At 38.6% G+C, this 17,757-nt stretch carries 14 protein-coding genes; 7 read left to right on the forward strand and 7 right to left on the reverse strand.

All coding sequences use genetic code 11. From position 1 onward, the window contains the following. Position 1: 1 nt before the first annotated feature. From mnmA to BLV99_RS04625, 4 genes are all read left to right on the forward strand, one after another. A complete protein-coding gene (gene mnmA, locus BLV99_RS04610; RefSeq protein ID WP_092688423.1) occupies positions 2-1,135 on the forward strand; it encodes a tRNA 2-thiouridine(34) synthase MnmA in 1,134 nt (377 codons plus the stop codon). Positions 1,136-1,150: 15 nt separating this feature from the next. After that, positions 1,151-1,888: a high frequency lysogenization protein HflD gene (gene hflD, locus BLV99_RS04615; protein ID WP_092688181.1), complete on the forward strand. Its 738-nt coding sequence runs from the start codon at positions 1,151-1,153 to the stop codon at positions 1,886-1,888. Positions 1,889-1,938: 50 nt separating this feature from the next. Further along, positions 1,939-3,327, forward strand: coding sequence for an adenylosuccinate lyase (purB, locus tag BLV99_RS04620; RefSeq protein ID WP_086185008.1), 1,389 nt, complete (start codon positions 1,939-1,941; stop codon positions 3,325-3,327). An 81-nt stretch (positions 3,328-3,408) separates the two neighbouring features. After that, positions 3,409-4,044, forward strand: coding sequence for a DUF2238 domain-containing protein (locus BLV99_RS04625; protein ID WP_092688184.1), 636 nt, complete (start codon positions 3,409-3,411; stop codon positions 4,042-4,044). A 60-nt stretch (positions 4,045-4,104) separates the two neighbouring features. On the opposite strand, the gene sohB is transcribed toward BLV99_RS04625, so the two are convergent. Next, complete coding sequence (sohB, locus tag BLV99_RS04630) at positions 4,105-5,067, reverse strand: protease SohB (RefSeq protein WP_086185006.1); 963 nt, start codon at positions 5,065-5,067, stop codon at positions 4,105-4,107. A gap of 545 nt (positions 5,068-5,612) precedes the next feature. On the opposite strand from sohB, the gene BLV99_RS04635 reads away from it, so the two are divergent. Both BLV99_RS04635 and BLV99_RS04640 read left to right on the forward strand, forming a co-directional pair. Continuing rightward, complete coding sequence (locus tag BLV99_RS04635; protein WP_092688187.1) at positions 5,613-6,554, forward strand: ABC transporter ATP-binding protein; 942 nt, start codon at positions 5,613-5,615, stop codon at positions 6,552-6,554. Between the two features lies 1 nt (position 6,555). Further along, positions 6,556-7,770 (forward strand): hypothetical protein, encoded by a 1,215-nt coding sequence (locus BLV99_RS04640; protein WP_092688190.1) that lies wholly within the window; start codon positions 6,556-6,558, stop codon positions 7,768-7,770. 53 nt (positions 7,771-7,823) lie between these two features. Here BLV99_RS04640 and pstB read toward each other — a convergent pair whose 3' ends face one another. From pstB to BLV99_RS04670, 6 genes are all read right to left on the reverse strand, one after another. Then, on the reverse strand, positions 7,824-8,747 hold the full coding sequence (gene pstB / locus BLV99_RS04645) for a phosphate ABC transporter ATP-binding protein PstB (RefSeq protein ID WP_086185003.1): 924 nt from the start codon (positions 8,745-8,747) through the stop codon (positions 7,824-7,826). A 12-nt stretch (positions 8,748-8,759) separates the two neighbouring features. Continuing rightward, entirely contained in the window at positions 8,760-10,154 is a 1,395-nt protein-coding gene (gene pstA, locus BLV99_RS04650) for a phosphate ABC transporter permease PstA (protein ID WP_092688193.1), read from the reverse strand. Continuing rightward, positions 10,151-11,530, reverse strand: a complete 1,380-nt coding sequence (gene pstC / locus BLV99_RS04655) for a phosphate ABC transporter permease subunit PstC (RefSeq protein ID WP_092688196.1) — start codon at positions 11,528-11,530, stop codon at positions 10,151-10,153. Before pstC ends, pstA begins: the two co-directional genes overlap by 4 nt. A 102-nt stretch (positions 11,531-11,632) precedes the next feature. Next, on the reverse strand, positions 11,633-12,658 hold the full coding sequence (locus tag BLV99_RS04660; RefSeq protein WP_086185000.1) for a substrate-binding domain-containing protein: 1,026 nt from the start codon (positions 12,656-12,658) through the stop codon (positions 11,633-11,635). A gap of 924 nt (positions 12,659-13,582) precedes the next feature. Then, a complete protein-coding gene (locus BLV99_RS04665) occupies positions 13,583-15,115 on the reverse strand; it encodes a pyridoxal phosphate-dependent decarboxylase family protein (protein ID WP_092688199.1) in 1,533 nt (510 codons plus the stop codon). Continuing rightward, positions 15,115-16,488: a diaminobutyrate--2-oxoglutarate transaminase gene (locus BLV99_RS04670; RefSeq protein WP_086184998.1), complete on the reverse strand. Its 1,374-nt coding sequence runs from the start codon at positions 16,486-16,488 to the stop codon at positions 15,115-15,117. Before BLV99_RS04670 ends, BLV99_RS04665 begins: the two co-directional genes overlap by 1 nt. Positions 16,489-16,958: 470 nt before the next feature. On the opposite strand from BLV99_RS04670, the gene BLV99_RS04675 reads away from it, so the two are divergent. Next, complete coding sequence (locus BLV99_RS04675; RefSeq protein ID WP_086184997.1) at positions 16,959-17,663, forward strand: SIMPL domain-containing protein; 705 nt, start codon at positions 16,959-16,961, stop codon at positions 17,661-17,663. Positions 17,664-17,757: the final 94 nt, after the last annotated feature.

The raw sequence follows: 17,757 nt of genomic DNA on the forward strand, positions 1-17,757 counted from the left end.
TATGCAACAACGTGTCATCGTCGGTATGTCTGGTGGTGTAGATTCTTCTGTTTCTGCAGCACTTCTTCTTCAACAAGGATATCAAGTTGAAGGACTTTTCATGAAAAACTGGGAAGAAGATGATGGCACGGAATATTGCACGGCAATGGAAGACCTAGCCGATGCACAAGCTGTTTGTGACAAGATTGGCATCAAGCTCCATACTGCTAACTTTGCGATGGAATATTGGGATCGTGTATTTGAGCACTTCTTAGCTGAATATGCTGCGGGTCGTACGCCAAATCCTGACATTTTATGTAATAAAGAAATCAAGTTCCGCGCATTTTTAGATCATGCAGTGAATCTGGGTGCAGACTTCATTGCTACAGGTCATTATTGCCGTCGTGGTGAAACCCAAACCAATTCTAAAGGTGATGAATATGCACCTTTATTACGTGGTGTAGACAACAATAAAGACCAAACCTATTTCTTACATGCGGTACATGGTCGTGAAATTAATAAAACATTGTTCCCTGTCGGTGAAATTGAAAAACCTGAAGTTCGCAGAATTGCAGAAGAACTGGGTTTAGCCACCGCCAAGAAAAAAGACTCAACGGGCATTTGTTTTATTGGTGAACGTCGCTTTAATGACTTTTTAAAACAATACTTACCTGCACAAGCTGGAAAAATTCTACTAGATACGGGTAAAGAGGTTGGTGAACATCACGGCTTAATGTACTATACGCTCGGTCAACGTGGTGGCATCGGTTTAGGGGGCTTAAAAGGCGAATCTGAAGGTGCATGGTTTGTTCTTTATAAAGATATTGAAAACAACCGCCTCGTTATTGGTCAAGGTCATGAACATCCACTCATGCAAAGTACAATACTTTGGAGTGAAGCAATTGACTGGGTGGCTGGCGAACAAACGATTCCTGAAACGGGTTTCCGTTGTACGGCTAAAACGCGTTATCGCCAACCTGATCAAGCCTGTGTCTTATTTAAAGATCCTCATTCACCACACGGTGTACGGGTTGAATTTGATGAACCGCAACGTGCGGTGACTCCAGGACAAAGTGTAGTGTTCTACGCAGATGAAGTTTGTTTAGGTGGCGGTGTGATTCATCATACCAATGCGCCAAAACCTGATTTTATTTAAAAGGAAGCGATAGGCATGGCTGAGTTACCCTTTCAACAGCCTCAAACTTTGAATGTTCGCCAAAATAGAGCTTTGGCATTAGCAGCTGTGTTTCAAGCGACACAGCTGACGCATATGACTGCCATGTCGGGGCAGCAAAGTATGGGTGAAAGTGGTAATTTCTACTTAGAAAAACTCATCAAAGCCAGCCTAAATATCCGCCCAAGTGCCAATGAGTCCTGTCAAACACTGTATTTTTTTAATCAACTTGCCGATCTTTCTTTAGGCTTAAAAACGCTAGAAAATAGTATTACACAACCATTTAATACGTCTCCTAAGTCGCGTTTACCTAAACTTCCTAACACTAAATTGCCAATGAGCTATGCTATGGCACTATTGCAGTTAGAAAAAAAAGTCTATGGCAATCCTAAATTTGTCGAAATTATTGAACAGTCTCAACAGAAAATTCTGAAACAACTGTCTTTCTTTGACAATAATTATCTGCATCCCAGCATTATTGCCAACCTTGCCCAGACCTATATTGAAACTGCGGGACAAATTAATCCACGCATTATGGTGAAAGGCAATGCAGAAGCCTTCAAAGACGCTTCTCACACCAATCGTATTCGCGCTTCCCTCTTTACTGGCTTACAAATGGCACATTTATGGCGTCAGTTGGGTGGCAGTTCATGGGGCATGATTTTCAGTAAGCGTAAGCTGCTCCAAGATATTCAAGATCTTGCTCGTTTACAGTATCAGGTGGTTCAAATCTGATCTGTGACGTGCTTTCGTTTCGGTTTAATTCCAAAATCCAAGGAATCTATATGAACGCTTTAACCGCACTTTCTCCATTAGATGGACGCTACGCGAGCAAATGTGATGCTCTCCGTCCTTTCCTCTCTGAGTTTGGTTTAATCCATGCTCGTGTGACTGTTGAAGTGCGTTGGTTACAAGCGCTTGCAAACCGTCCTGAAATCACTGAAGTTCCAGCTTTTTCAGCAGCAACCAATGCTGCTTTAGATGCCATCGTGACTGATTTCTCTGAAGACGATGCAAACCGCATTAAAGAGATTGAACGTACCACCAACCACGACGTAAAAGCGGTTGAATATTTCCTAAAAGAAAAAATTGCGCATATTGATGAATTAAAAGATGCTGGTGAATTTATTCACTTTGCATGTACTTCTGAAGACATCAACAACTTGTCTCACGCCCTTATGTTAAAAAATGGTCGTGATGTTCTTGTTGCTTCTATGCAAAGCATTATCGATGCAATTGCGACTTTGGCTGAAACACATGCTGAACAATCTATGTTGTCTCGTACACATGGTCAAACAGCAAGCCCAACCACTTTGGGTAAAGAAATGGCAAACGTGGCTTACCGCCTTGCTCGCCAGATCAAGCAATTTAACAATGTTGAACTTTTGGGTAAAATCAATGGTGCTGTAGGTAACTACAATGCGCATTATTCAGCTTATCCAGATATTAACTGGCCTGCGCATTCACAAGCATTTGTTGAATCTTTAGGTTTAGCATTTAACCCGTACACCACGCAAATTGAACCACATGATTACATGGCGGAACTTTTTGATGCGTTACGTCGCTTCAATACTATTTTAATCGACTTTAACCGTGACGTTTGGGGTTATATCTCTTTAGGTTTCTTCAAACAACGTTTAAAAGAAGGTGAAGTTGGTTCTTCAACAATGCCGCATAAAGTGAATCCAATTGACTTTGAAAACTCTGAAGGTAACTTAGGTTTAGCCAATGCAGTATTGGCTCACTTGGGTGAAAAACTGCCTATTTCTCGCTGGCAGCGCGACTTAACTGACTCGACTGTGCTTCGTAACATGGGTGTTGGTTTTGCACAAAGCTTAATTGCATTTGATGCGTGCTTAAAAGGTATTGGTAAATTAGAGCTAAATGCTGCGCGTATTGCTGAAGATTTAGACCATGCTCAAGAAGTTTTGGCTGAACCAATTCAAACCGTTATGCGTCGTTACAATGTAGAAAAACCATACGAAAAATTAAAAGCCCTTACTCGTGGTCAAGCCATGACGCGTGAAATGATGGTGGACTTCGTTAATGGTCATGAGCTTGCAGTTGTTCCTGCTGCGGATCGTGCACGTTTAGCGGAAATGACGCCTGCCACCTATACAGGTAATGCTGCTGAACAAGCCAAACAAATTAAAGATTTAATTGCTAAAATCTAATTAAATTTTAGTACCAAAAAGCGAAGCTTCGGCTTCGCTTTTTCATTATAATTCCAATACTTTATAGTCGAAAATAACAAGATGATTGAATACCAATTCAGCTTAAAACACTGGCTTCTTTTAGGTTTTTTAGCCATTGCGATTATTATTGCAAGTATTCAACCGCTCGAATTATCCTCTTATATACTGCATCAGATTGGTACAGTATTGATGCTGATTGCCCTATTCATTTGTTTTAAAAAAATTGGACTAAGCTTTTACAGCTTTACTTTATACCTTGGCTTTTTACTGATTCACATTCTGGGTGCACACTATTTATATTCTTATGTGCCTTACAATGAATGGATTAAAGAAGTATTCAATTTTGATTTGAACCAATTTATGGGCTGGTCACGTAATATGTACGATCGTTTAGTTCATATTGCTTATGGCGTATTGCTGTATCCTTTTTTCTATCGCTTATTTCAAGTCTGGCTTCCCAGCCTAAAACCATCGGTTTTATTTCTACTAATTATTCAATTTGTCATGGCAAGCAGCCTCATCTATGAATGGATTGAATGGTGGATTGCGATGGGTTTATCTCCAGAAGATGCGGAAAACTATAATGGACAACAAGGCGATATCTGGGATGCTCATCAAGATATGTTGCTGGCAACCATTGGCGCGATTATTTCTGGCGCAGTTATTCTAATCAAAGATAAACAAGGTACAGCATAAAATAAAAAAGCCAGTGGAGGGTTTGACCACTGGCTTAATGCAATCTAAAGCTTAAATGAATTAAAGTTTCGGATCACGCATTTGGACTAAGCTTGAATTGCTATTTGCTAAAGTTTCCATGATTTTATTCATAACTGCAGGCACTAAACCATCTGCAATTTGTGCTGCTTGTAAGCCTAACTTCTCACCTAAAGTTGGCTTACGACGTGTATCAATCACATAAACATCGTGTTGTGCCAATAGACTCAGCAAATATTCATCTGAGGTTTGTAGCTTATCCACCAAGTTTAACTCAAGTGCATCTTTACCATACCAATGCTCACCTGTAGCCACTTTTTCAACATTCAATTGTGGGCGATATTTTTCAACAAAGTGCTTAAATAGTTCATGCGTTTGCTGTAATTCTTCTTCAAATTTTGCTTTACCTTCAGCCGTATTTTCACCAAACATCGTTACCGTACGTTTAAATTGACCTGCGGTATATAGTTCGAAATCGACATGATGTTCTTTCAACAAACGATTAAAGTTCGGTACTTGAGCAACCACACCAATTGAGCCCACCACAGCAAATGGCGCAGAAACAATTTCGTTAGCAATACATGCCATCATATAACCACCGCTGGCTGCAACTTTATCCACACAAATGGTTAAGTTAAACCCAGCATCACGTAAACGTACCAGTTGTGCAGCCGCTAAACCATAACCATGCACCATACCACCTGGACTTTCCAAGCGAAGTACCACTCGATCACGTCCCACTTTTGCAGTTGCTAAAATTAAGGTAATTTCTTCACGTAAACTTTCTACAGCAGATGCCGCTGTATCGCCTTTAAAGTCAAGTACATAAACTTTTTGATTATTCTTTTTACGTAAGCGTGCTTCTTTTGAAAGCTGTTGAGTAAGTTGTAATAGTTCAAATTTAGACGCTGTGGTTTGCGCAATTTTTTTACGTTGTTCATTTACACGCGCATTTAAATGACTGATTCGAATTTCAGCAGGTAATTTCGGGGTGTGGAATAACATAAAGGTATCAAACTCATATATTCATATTTATGTTCTTAAGATGTGGTCTTTTAAGGCAAAATTCAATAGCTCAACTGTATTTTCTTCAAGCAAAATTTTCTCAGCCATACTTTAGGATCACTAAGACCTCAGTAGATTGCATTCTTTTACTCTAATTAAATGGATTTCTTTCCCCCTCAACAAGGCATGAAATAAAAAAGTAAATCTAGGGTCTGTTGACATTTCAGCCATGCATTGCGTTATTCACTAAAACAACTCAAACAAGGCATGAAATGCAGACAATGGTCGATCCCCTTGTCAAGTTTCATAACGAAGTTTGGGGAAGTTTTAGTGATAACCTTACAGGACAGGGACATTTTTTCCGCTACTGCGTTATCTTGCGCAGCTTTAGTCACTGCTCATCATTTAGAATGACTAAATTTCGCAAAACATGCCTTGTAACGTCTAAAAAATGTCCTCTGTCGCAAGCATCTGTGAAATGTCAACAAACCCTATTATGATGATAAAAATTAAAAACGTCCTAAACAAATCTAATGAGTCATTGAATGATCAATATTCAAAATTTACAGTTTTATTATGAAAATAAACAAGTTTTATATGACATAAACCTTCAGCTAGACAGTAACACTATTACAGGTTTAATTGGACCCAATGGGGCTGGAAAATCAACATTAATGCGGTGTATTTCAGGCTTGGAAATCCCACAACAAGGTTCTGTTTTACTCGACAATCAGCCCATTTTAGATAACCCGAGACAAAGTTATACTAAAATTGGTTATTTACCTGATATTTTTGGACTTTCTGAAAATTTAACTGTTCTACAATGTTGGACATATGCTGCATCGGCTCGAGGCATTCAAGATGAGCAACTAAAAGACACCCTTATTTCTACTGCGAAGTTGTTAAATTTAACCGATAAATTAAATGATAAAGTCGCACATTTATCGCGGGGACAAAAACAACGTGTTGGAATCGGGCAAGTGATTATTCATCGTCCCAAATTATTAATTTTAGATGAACCTGCCAGTGGCTTAGACCCAGAAGCACGTTATGAGCTTTCACAACTCTTCAAGCAACTTCGTGATGAAGGTATGACGCTCTTAATTTCCAGTCATATTTTATCTGAACTTGATGAATATTGTACGCATATGCTGGTAATTCAAGAGGGGAAAATTAAGCAGCATAAGACTTTAGAGTCTTATGAACAAATCATGCATCATTCAATCCTTGATGCAACGCTTCCCATTCTTTTACGTTTTTCAGAAATTAGCCATGAAGCTAAAATACTGATTGAACAAGCACCACATATCCAAAACTTACAATTTAATCAACTTCAAGTGACGGCCACTATTTCTAGTCAGGCGCAATGTAGAGTTGAGCTTATCCGTTATTTAGTACAACAACAGTTGCCTTTAATTGGACTAGAACCACTGAAAGAATCTTTATTACAAAGTTACCGCAATAGTTTATTTCAGGGAGAACAATAAAATGAATCAACCACCAATAAAAGTCCCTAAAATTAGAATTAATGCTGAACATCAACGCCTTTTATGGCTCAATTTTAGCCCCGCCTTAATCTTTGGGATCATGACACTTTATGCTTTTTTTATTTTCTGGGGATATAACTCTGATAATTTTAGAGCCAATCCGAGTCAGTTTTTTAATTACTTATTTATCGTCGGAAATATTGCTTATATTATTTCAAATTTTGTGCTCATTATTTTAATCAAACGTAGTATCAGCAGCGATATTAAATCGCATGTTTGGGATCAATTGAGGATGTCTTCCCTTAGTGCTTGGCAAATGACGTGGACACGCTTAATCACTGCACCTGTATTAGCTTGGATCAGCATTCTAGTAAGCACCACCCTCATTAGTATTGGCATCATTTACGGTGATTCTAGATTTTCAGACTTTTTTTCGTCTCCACTTTTGCAATGGAGCCTCTATATTTTACATAGCTGGATGATTGCCAGTATTTTCTTAATCAATTATCTACAATTCAATCGCTCACAATCTGAATGGCAAGGCTCCTTACTGCACTGTATTTTATTATATTTGGTCATAAATACCTTTATTGTGGGCAATATGCTACACCTTGGGAAGCAACTTTTATCCTTGATCGATTCAGATGCTGGCCTCATTTCATTAAATTCAAACCCTCTGCTTGGCTTATTTATTATTTTCGCGATCTATATCAGTTTAGGTGTTTGGCAAAGTAGCGCGTATAAATTACATTTAAAATCGAGCAATTTATACTGGTTCATTTCCACCTTATTATTGCCTATTATTCTCTGGACCTATCAAAGTCTATGGTTCGTTAATGTTCAATCTTTATTATTTTATATGACCTTAATTTACGGCATAGCAATAATTTTCTCACTTAGCATTCAAGATAACCGTATAAGTACACTCAAATATGCTTTTAAACTAATTCAGCAAAAACACTGGCAACAAGCGATTAAAATCCTCCCTATTTGGATGCCCCTTTTTAGTATTTATCTGTTATTGCTCATTCCTTATGGATTGATGACAGCCAAAGTAACTGGACACTATATTGATAGCTTAATTTTTTTAATCTGTTATGGCTTAATTATCTTAGTTACCATTAAAATAAGTAAGCACTACAATGCCATCACTTTAGCTTTAGTTTGGTTCTTAATTTTAAAATTCATCTTTACGATTTTCATCAATATCTTCTAATCTTACGACATAAAAAAAGAGCCTTATGGCTCTTTTTTTAACGAAACTAAGTCTTAACCAAAACGACCTGTAATATACGCTTCTGTTAATTGATGATCTGGCTGGGTAAAGACTTTTTCAGTTGCATTTACTTCAATTAAATCACCTAAATGGAAGTAAGCAGTACGGTCAGAAACACGCGCTGCTTGTTGCATTGAGTGAGTCACAATTGCAATGGTATATTGTGTAGAAAGATCTGAAATCAGCTCTTCAATTTTTGCCGTTGCAATTGGATCAAGTGCAGAACATGGCTCATCCATTAGAATCACTTCTGGACTCACCGCAATAGTACGTGCAATACATAAACGCTGCTGCTGACCACCAGACAAACCTGTACCCGGCTGATTTAAACGATCTTTCACTTCATTCCAAAGACCCGCTTTATGCAAACTGTTTTCAACAATTTCTTCAAGGTCATATTTATCACGTGCTAGACCGTGAAGTTTTGGACCATAAGCGACATTGTCAAAAATGGACTTCGGAAATGGGTTTGGCTTTTGGAATACCATCCCCACTTGTGCGCGCAATAAAACTACATCAAGGTTTGGATCATAAATATTTTGATTATCTAACATCACTTTACCGGTTATACGACACGAATCAATCGTGTCATTCATACGGTTTAAAGTACGTAAAAAAGTCGATTTACCACAACCTGATGGGCCAATAAAAGCAATCACTTCATTTTCATAAATATTTAGGTCAATCCCTTTGATTGCTTCTGCTTCACCATAATATACATGTACATCTGAAGTACTAATTTTCACATTAGCCGTTTTTGCGTCTTTTTTTGCCGAAGTTTGGGTATCAAATTGAGAAACAAATGAAGTCCCTTGACGTTTTTTATCCACTTCGGGAGAGATAAATTGTTTCTGTTCTTGATTCACTGATTCGTCCTGTTCTAAGGAATTTGTTTTTGATGCAGTTACAGTATTCATATATTGCCCTCTCTACCAGCGCACTTCAAATTTCTTACGTAACCAAATCGCAAGGCTATTTAAACCTACCATTAGTGCCAGTAAGACAATAATCGCAGCAGCAGTACGTCCTTCAAAGAAGTTACGTAATTCATTGCCCTGCCACAAATAAACTTGGACGGGTAAAGCCGTTGATTGATCTAAAGGTGATACGGGAATATTGGCAACAAATGCACTCATCCCAATCAATAACAATGGTGCGGTTTCACCTAAAGCATGTGCAACACCAATAATAGAACCCGTCATGATTCCAGGCAAAGCCAAAGGTAAAACATGGTGAAAAACTGTTTGGATCCGTGATGCACCAATTCCCAAAGCTGCTTGGCGAATAGATGGTGGCACTGCTTTTAACGAAGCCCGAGTGGTAATAATCACGGTTGGTAGTGTCATTAGACTTAAAACTAAGCCACCCACCAACGGTGCAGAAATAGGTAAATGCATCCAACCAATAAAGATTGCAGCCCCCAACAAACCAAAGACGATGGATGGTACAGCCGCAAGGTTATTGATATTCACTTCAATAATATCGGTAATGAAATTTTTAGGTGCAAATTCTTCTAGATAAATCGCACTTGCCACTCCCAATGGAATCGAGATAAAAATCACGATTAGCATCATGAACAATGAGCCCATGAATGCACCCGCCAAACCTGCTGTTGCAGGTGAACTGCGCGAATCTGGATTGGTGAAAAGTTGCGTATTGAATGTACGCTGAATAATTCCTTTTGCAGCAAGATCATCAGAAAGCTGACGGATTTCTGGGCTTAATTGTTGCTGATCATCTGGTAATGAGCGATCAATATTCCCCGCTAACCAGACATCAATATTGGCATCTGCTAATAAATTCAATTCAACTTTTTCACCAATTAAAGCTGGATCTTTAAAGACCATATCTCGAATTCGATAAGCTTCTGAACTGGTATATAAACTACTTAATTCATCACGATAATTGGCTAATGATGGATCTTTGCTGATTAAACCATTGGCAATCAAAGCATCCCAATCAACCATCCCCATTTTAGTTTGCCATTCTACATAACGCTCTTGGTAGAGTGCTGGAGACTCGCCAACTTTCTGAGTTGGTCTAGGGCCAGTGTCAATCAATGCAGGATCAAAATAAACAGGAACCGTCATACTGGCTTGCCAAAATGCTGGAAGGCCTTTATACAAAATACTACCAAACAATAAAGCGACAAAAGCAAGTCCGATGACCACGGAAGAGAAACCGACAAAGCGAAATGTTTTTTCTTTACGATGACGCTTTGACAATGAACTTGCAATTTTAGCTTTACGTTTTTCGCGTAATTCCGCAGCTGCACGAGGATCAAATACATTTTGATCCGCTGGAGATGTATTTGATGTACTCATTCGTATTGCTCACGATATTTACGCACAATATAGAGTGCTACAATATTAAGACACAGCGTAATTACAAACAGGGTCAAACCGAGTGCAAATGCCACCAAGGCTTGAGGACTTGCGAAATCTGTATCACCCGTTAATTGCTTCACAATCGTTACGGTGACTGTCGATACAGCCTCAAAAGGATTAACATGCAGTAATGGGCTATTTCCTGCCGCAAGCACCACAATCATGGTTTCGCCGACAGCACGGGATACAGCCAATAAAAATGCACCTGTAATCCCAGGTAATGCGGCAGGCAGTACCACTTGACGAATCGTTTCAGATTTTGTCGCGCCTAAACCTAAAGAACCATCACGTAGTGAACGTGGGACTTGAGTAATAATGTCATCTGAAAGTGAAGATACAAATGGGATAATCATAATCCCCATTGCAAAACCTGCTGTTAAAGCACTGGTTACATTAATTTCAACACCAATCACTTCACCAATTAATTTTAAAGCGGGTCCAATCACCATCAGTGCAAATACACCATAAACGATGGTCGGAATACCTGCTAACACTTCAATGGCGGGTTTTGCCCAAGATCTAAATTTTGGCGATGCATATTCCGCCAAGTAAATTGCAATCATTAAACCCAATGGTACGGCAACCAGTAAGGCTATACCACTGACCATCAGTGTGCCCCAGATCAGTGGCAATAAACCATAACTTCCTTCAGCATTACCCGATGTACTAAAACCAGGGTTCCATTCTGTTCCGAAGAAAAAATCAACTGGAGAAACAAAATTGAAAAAATGAACCGCTTCCTTAAACATTGACATCACAATGCCAATCGTTGTCAGAATTGCAACCCCTGAACATAAAATCAAAATAACATTGATGGTACGTTCAACTTGATTACGTGCACGATAATTTTGACTGACCCTTTTCTTCGCCCAAACCAAACCGAGCATTGCAGCACAAATGACGACAGCAAACTTTGCCAATTCACTTACTTTTTCGAACTTAGCCAAATGCTCTGCTGCTGCAACTTCATAAGCTGCGGGTGTGTCACTCACACCAAAACCAGAAGCAATTGCTTTGATACGATCAATCAGTACATCTATACCCGCGACATCTAAATTTGCGGTAATATTTGTTGGAACATTTTGTAAAATTAAATATTGTAAAACGTTGGCTTCAACTAGATTCCAAACAAGTAAAATTAAAAAAGCAGGGATACCACACCATAAAGCAACCAGTGCACCGTAATATCCGGGACGAGAGTGCAACTTCGCAGAGTTATTTCCCTTACCTGCTAGGTTACGGCTTTTAGATAACCCGATTTGATAGGCTACGGCAATCAATGCCAATAACACACCTATGAGTAGCAGATTCATGTATTCTCCGGCATTTTTTCAATTTTCATGCTTTGAAAAAACCTTATTTTTGCAAAAAAGCCGATGCTAAGAACTATCCTAGCACCAGCTTATTCATCCTAATTACTTAACAGCTTTACCTGCTTTAAAATCTGCAAGAACTTTTGCACGTTCTTTATCAGACATTGAAATAAGACCCGCTTTTTCTAATTTAGAACCTTTACCTGAAACTTTTTTGTTTAAGAAGTACTCAGAGTACTGCTGTAAACCTTTGATTGATTTAAGGTGTTCACCTTTCACATAAAAGAACAATGGACGTGATACAGGATAAGAACCATTTAGAATTGTTTTTTCTGATGGTACAACATTGTTTACTGTCGCTACACGTAATTTGTCACGGTTTTGATCATAAAAACCTAAGCCAAATACACCAACTGCACTTGGAGAAGTCTTTAAACGTGCCAATGTTTCAGTATAGTCACCAGAAATCTCAATCACTTTGCCATCTTTACGGAAAGTAGAACATGCTTTCTTCTGTGCATCTTTGTCTAAATTCTTGAAATATGTATAAGATTCACAACCTGCTTCAACCATTTTTTCTTGGAACACTTCACGCGTACCATGGTTAGAAGCTGGAATAACCAATGTAATTGGTTCATTCGGAAGTGATTTGTCAATTTGATTCCAATGCGTGTATGGGTTTGCAACTAACTTACCATTTGATGGTAATTGTGCTGCAAGTGCTGCAAATACATGTTGTGGACGAAGTTTATAAGCAGCTTTTTTTGAGTTAGATGCAAACACAATACCGTCATAACCGACTTTTACTTCAATAATTTGATTCACACCAGCTTTTTTACATGCAGCTAATTCAGTATCTTTAATTTTACGAGATGCATTAGCGATGTCGATCGTGTTATCACCTACGCCTTGACAGAATTGCTTTAAACCACCAGATGTACCACCAGAACCAACAACAGGTGTCTTAAATTGTGGGAAAGTATTACCAAACTCTTCTGCAACAATACTTGAGTATGGCAAAACAGTTGAAGAACCAGCGATTTGGATTGTGTCACGAGCTGCATTTGCTGTTGTTGCTACAACTGCTCCTGAAACTGCTAAAGCAAGTGCGAGGTGATTTAAGCGCATTCTTTTCTCTCTTCATTAGATGCAATTTTGAAGCACGCTACTTTTTTATAAAGTTTTGTACTTTTTCGATCTCTGCATTTTGAGTTTAAAATATGACAATGAAGTTACAGCTTTATGACACTTTAATGATCTGTATATTTTAAGTAAATTTATGCAGCTACTCAGCATATTCACGCACTTTATAAAAATACATAAAACTTTGTTTTGACTTAAAAATTTAGAGACAGATTCAAAGAGGATGTTTATGACAAAAGATCATCCTACAATGTTTTATACAGCTCATAATCAATGCAATATTAACTATGATGACTTGGCAAACATGATGGTTTGCAGCTATTTACTGTAAACCACACCGAATATTTGACTATAAATTAATCTATAAAAGCATGTTTTCTGACAGATCACCACCCGAATATGTATCGAAAATTACTTGGAAAAATTGGATTCAGCCCAATCTGGGCAGCTTAATTTTAAAATTAAAAAAAGTCACTAGCCTACCGTTTTTAAATACATGTCTATAAATTCGCTCAACATTGGAAAATATGTATGCTGCAATATTTATGACCTCATTTTTACTCATTATAAATTTTTAGCAGTATGACTAACCTTGTTTTTAATCAAGTTAATACAGAATAAAAGTAATGACTTAAGCGCAAAAACCCATCCATTAAAGCAATTTAAAAAAGCAATATTATCATCCACTGATCATTTAAAATTGATTGATTTAACACTTTTAAATTAATGAATAATCATATGAATAAGGATATTTACTCACACATTTTATGATGAACAGCTTACTTTAAAAAGTGCTATTGAAATGATCAAAAATCCAAAAGGGATGTTTTTATGCTTTCCCCCCTAACTTATACAAAAAAGCCAGTTATAAAACTGGCTTTTCTTTTAACTTAAAATGCTTACATGCGCTTAGTCAATTGCTGTCACATAAGTACCAGCTTGAATTGGCCCTTTGATACGCTCTGCTTCTGCTAACACAAGGTTAAGCAAATTCTTCACGTTATCTAAAGTCGCTACTGGACTTAAAGTGGTCATTTTCAAGGATTGAACTTGACCGACTTTAGTAACACCAATATTCGCTTCTCCGCGCGCAAACAATTCATCTGCGACGTTTTGATTCAATGTATCAAGCAATTCTGTTGGATAACCCTCAGGAATCACACGGAACAATACAGAAGCGAATTGTGGATCAATCAACATCTCCAAACCATCAGTTGCATTGATATAATCAGCAACCTCACGTGTGAGAACCACACCATGGTCGATCATTGAACCATAAAGCTCTTCGCCTAATGATTCAACGGTCATCCACAATTTCAACGCATCGAAACGACGCGTCGTTTGTAGTGATTTTGACACTAGATTTGGCACACCATGTTCTTCATCATAAGCCGAGTTTAAGTACTCAGCTTCATAATGCATGAAACGGTAGTTCGCTTCGTCTTTCAACAAGAACGCACCACAAGAAATGGTTTGGAAATAATGCTTATGGAAATCAAGAGTCACTGAATCAGACAATTCGATACCATCTAACATGTCACGGTAGTCATTCGAAAGAATGAGTGCACCGCCCCATGCCGCATCAATATGCATCCACGCGCCATATTTGTTGGTGATTTCACGTACTTTCTTCAATGGATCAATCGCACCAGCATCGGTTGTACCTGCCGTCGCAACCACACATGCCACGATTTTACCCGCTGCTTGAAGATCAGCCATGGTTTTTTCCAAGGCATCCATATCCATCTGTGCATTTTCATTCACAGGGACAGTCACAACCGATTGGAAACCCATACCCATCATTGCCATGTTCTTTTGCACAGAGAAATGTGCATTTTCAGAACAAATAACTTTGACGTTACGCATTGCATCCGCAGGTATACCATCACGCTGAACAGACCACGGCTTGCCGTTTTCATCTTTCCAGTTTTTCGCAATGCACCAATCACGTGCCAGCAATACACCCATCAAATTAGACTGTGTACCGCCAGAAGTGAACACACCTGCTTGACCCGCACCATAACCAACCTTTTGACGAAGCCAATCAATCAATTGAACTTCCATCAATGAACCCGCTGGGCTTTGATCCCATGAATCCATCGATTGGTTGGTTGCATTGATGAGCACTTCCGCAATTTGGCTAGTGACCATCGTTGGGCAATGCAAATGTGCAAGTGAGTGCGGATGATGTACTTTCAAGCTTTTATTGAGGAAAAGCTCCACCATACGTTCAAGCGACTTGTGTACACCTAAACCTTCTTTTGAAGGGTTAAACGCAATTGCACTGCGTAGCTCTTTAATGCTACCGCCTGTATACATTTTGTCATTGTGCAACCATGCTGCGACTGCTTTAGTCGCCTCACCCATTGCTGACTCGTAGTCAGCAATGGATTGAGCATCATTGCAGAGTAATGCTTTACGATGTTCTGCAAAATCAACCATTATGCGCCTCGTACAGCAACAAGTGCTTCAGCAATGGCTTTCTTAAAGCGAACCATAACTTCTACACATTCTTCATGCGTAATGATCAATGGGCAAAGTAAACGAATTACAGTACCGTTACGACCACCTTTCTCTAACAACAATTTGTTATCGAAACAAGCGGTCTGGATAGCAGCTGCCAATTGAGAATCACCTGGTAATGAACCCATGTGATCTGCTGTTTGACGTTCGTCTACAATCTCAACACCCAACATCAAGCCACGGCCACGTACGTTACCGATACATGGGAATTCTACAGCTAATTTTTTAAATTCAGCTTGTAAAAAATCACCACGTTCTTGTGCATTTTGCGCAAGATTTTGCTCTTTAATAGTGTTGATTGTTGCAAGACCAGTACCCATCGCCAATTGGTTACCACGGAAAGTGCCTGTGTGACCCGCAGGTTGCCAAGCGTCAAATTTGCGCTTAATACCAAGAACTGCAAGCGGTAAGCTACCACCTACTGCTTTTGACATCACCACAACATCAGGTTCAATGCCTGCGTGTTCAAAAGCAAACATTTTACCTGAACGGGCAAAACCTGCTTGAACTTCATCAAGAATCAACACAATATTATGTTTTTCAGTGACTTCACGGATCTTTTTCAACCATTTGGTTGGTGCTGTAACTACACCACCTTCACCTTGAATAGCTTCAAGAATCACGGCTGCAGGTTTAGTTACACCACTTTCTACGTCTTCAATAAAGTTTTCAAAGAAGTAAGTTAAGGCATCTACACCTGCTTCACCGCCAAGACCCAGTGGGCAACGGTATTCATGCGGATATGGCATAAACTGTACGCCTGGCATTAAGCCATTTACCGAATTTTTCGCAGATAAGTTACCTGTCATGGCTAAAGCGCCATGCGTCATTCCGTGATAGCCGCCTGAGAAGCTAATCACGGAACTACGACCTGTATAGGTCTTCGCCAATTTAATTGCTGCTTCTGTACCATCTGCACCAGATGGGCCACAGAACTGTAAACAATACTCTTTTTTACCACCAGGTAATTGTTCAAGTAATGCTTCAGTGAATGCATCTTTTAAAGGCGTTGTTAAATCTAAAGTATGTAATGGGAGACCACTCGTTAAAGTATCTTGAATACTTTGAATAACCGCAGGATGGTTATGGCCTAAAGCCAAAGTCCCTGCCCCAGCCAAACAATCGAGGTACTCTGTACCTTCAACATCAGTAACCCAGCAGCCTAAAGCTTTTGCTATCGCTAACGGTAATTTACGTGGATAGCTACGAACATTGGATTCCATTTGGCTTTGGCGAGTCAAATAGTATTCGTTAGTAGAATTAGGGGCAGGATTTACAGAAGAAACGCTCATATCGAATTACCATCTCTGATATGGGTTGAAAGAAATAAGTCGGGTGACTTGTGGTCCTTTGACTCGGTGCTTTATAGAATCTAGTTAGACTTAAATTTGTTTGTCATAACTAGAGGGCGGATGATACCGAATTTTTCTGAAAAATAAACAACTTTCGGCACTTTATCCGTCCTATTTCATTAAAAAAAATCAAGCTAATCTATAAGTTGAATTCTCATCTTACATTGTGACAGGAGAAAGAAAACCTCATTTTTTTATGCTTTTATTGAAAATAAATTATAATGCAGTTAAATTTCATGTAAATTAACTCATAAGTATATAATTTTGTTTTAGTTATATTGAGCAATGCAATTTATTTAATTTTATCTGTTTTTACAAAGCCACCACAAAATCTGCTCAAATCCAACATAAACACACTTTAAGATCATCAATCTAGATTCCAACTCTACTTACAAAAAATAGGTCAAAAAATGCGTTACTTAACTCTCTCATCTTTAATTTTAGCATCTACTTTAACGACACCTGCTTTTGCTCAACAAAACGAACAACTCAATTATAATCTAGTCAACATACAAGCAGAAGCAGCTCGCAAAGTTTCTAATGATGAAATGCATGCTGTTTTATACATTGAAAAAAGCAATAAACAACCCGCTGAACTGGCTGTGCAAATTACACAATTAATGAATCAAGCCATGGCTTCAGCCAAGAAATACCCGCAAGTGAAGGTTGAAACGGGTTCTCAAACCACCTATCCAATTTATGACAACGATAGCCGTAAACTCAAAGAATGGCGTGGTCGTGCCGAAATTCAAATTGAAAGTACTGACTTTAAAGCTGCGAGCCAATTGGTCAGTGAACTGCAACAAAATTTTCAAACACAATCCATTAATTTCAGTGTTTCTGATACCCAACGCAAAAAAGTTGAAAATGAGTTAATGGTAGAAGCTTCTAAAAACTTCCAACAACGTGCCCTAACCTTAAGTCAAGCGTGGAATAAATCAGGATATAACCTCGTTAATCTAAATTTAAATACCAATAATACTTACCCACAACCCATCATGATGCGTGCGAGTATGGCAAAATTTTCAGGCGCTGAAGCAGCAGATGCTCAAGATGTTGCTGCGGGTGAATCTAAAATAACTGTAAATGCAAACGGTACAATTCAGTTTAAATAAGCATTTAGGCGAGTTCTCCCAAAAAGACTACAAATCTGTGGTCTTTTTTTATGTCCTAATTAAGTGATTCTGCTAAATTAACCCGTTATTTTTC

This window comes from Acinetobacter kyonggiensis (genome assembly GCF_900107285.1).
GTDB lineage: Bacteria > Pseudomonadota > Gammaproteobacteria > Pseudomonadales > Moraxellaceae > Acinetobacter > Acinetobacter kyonggiensis.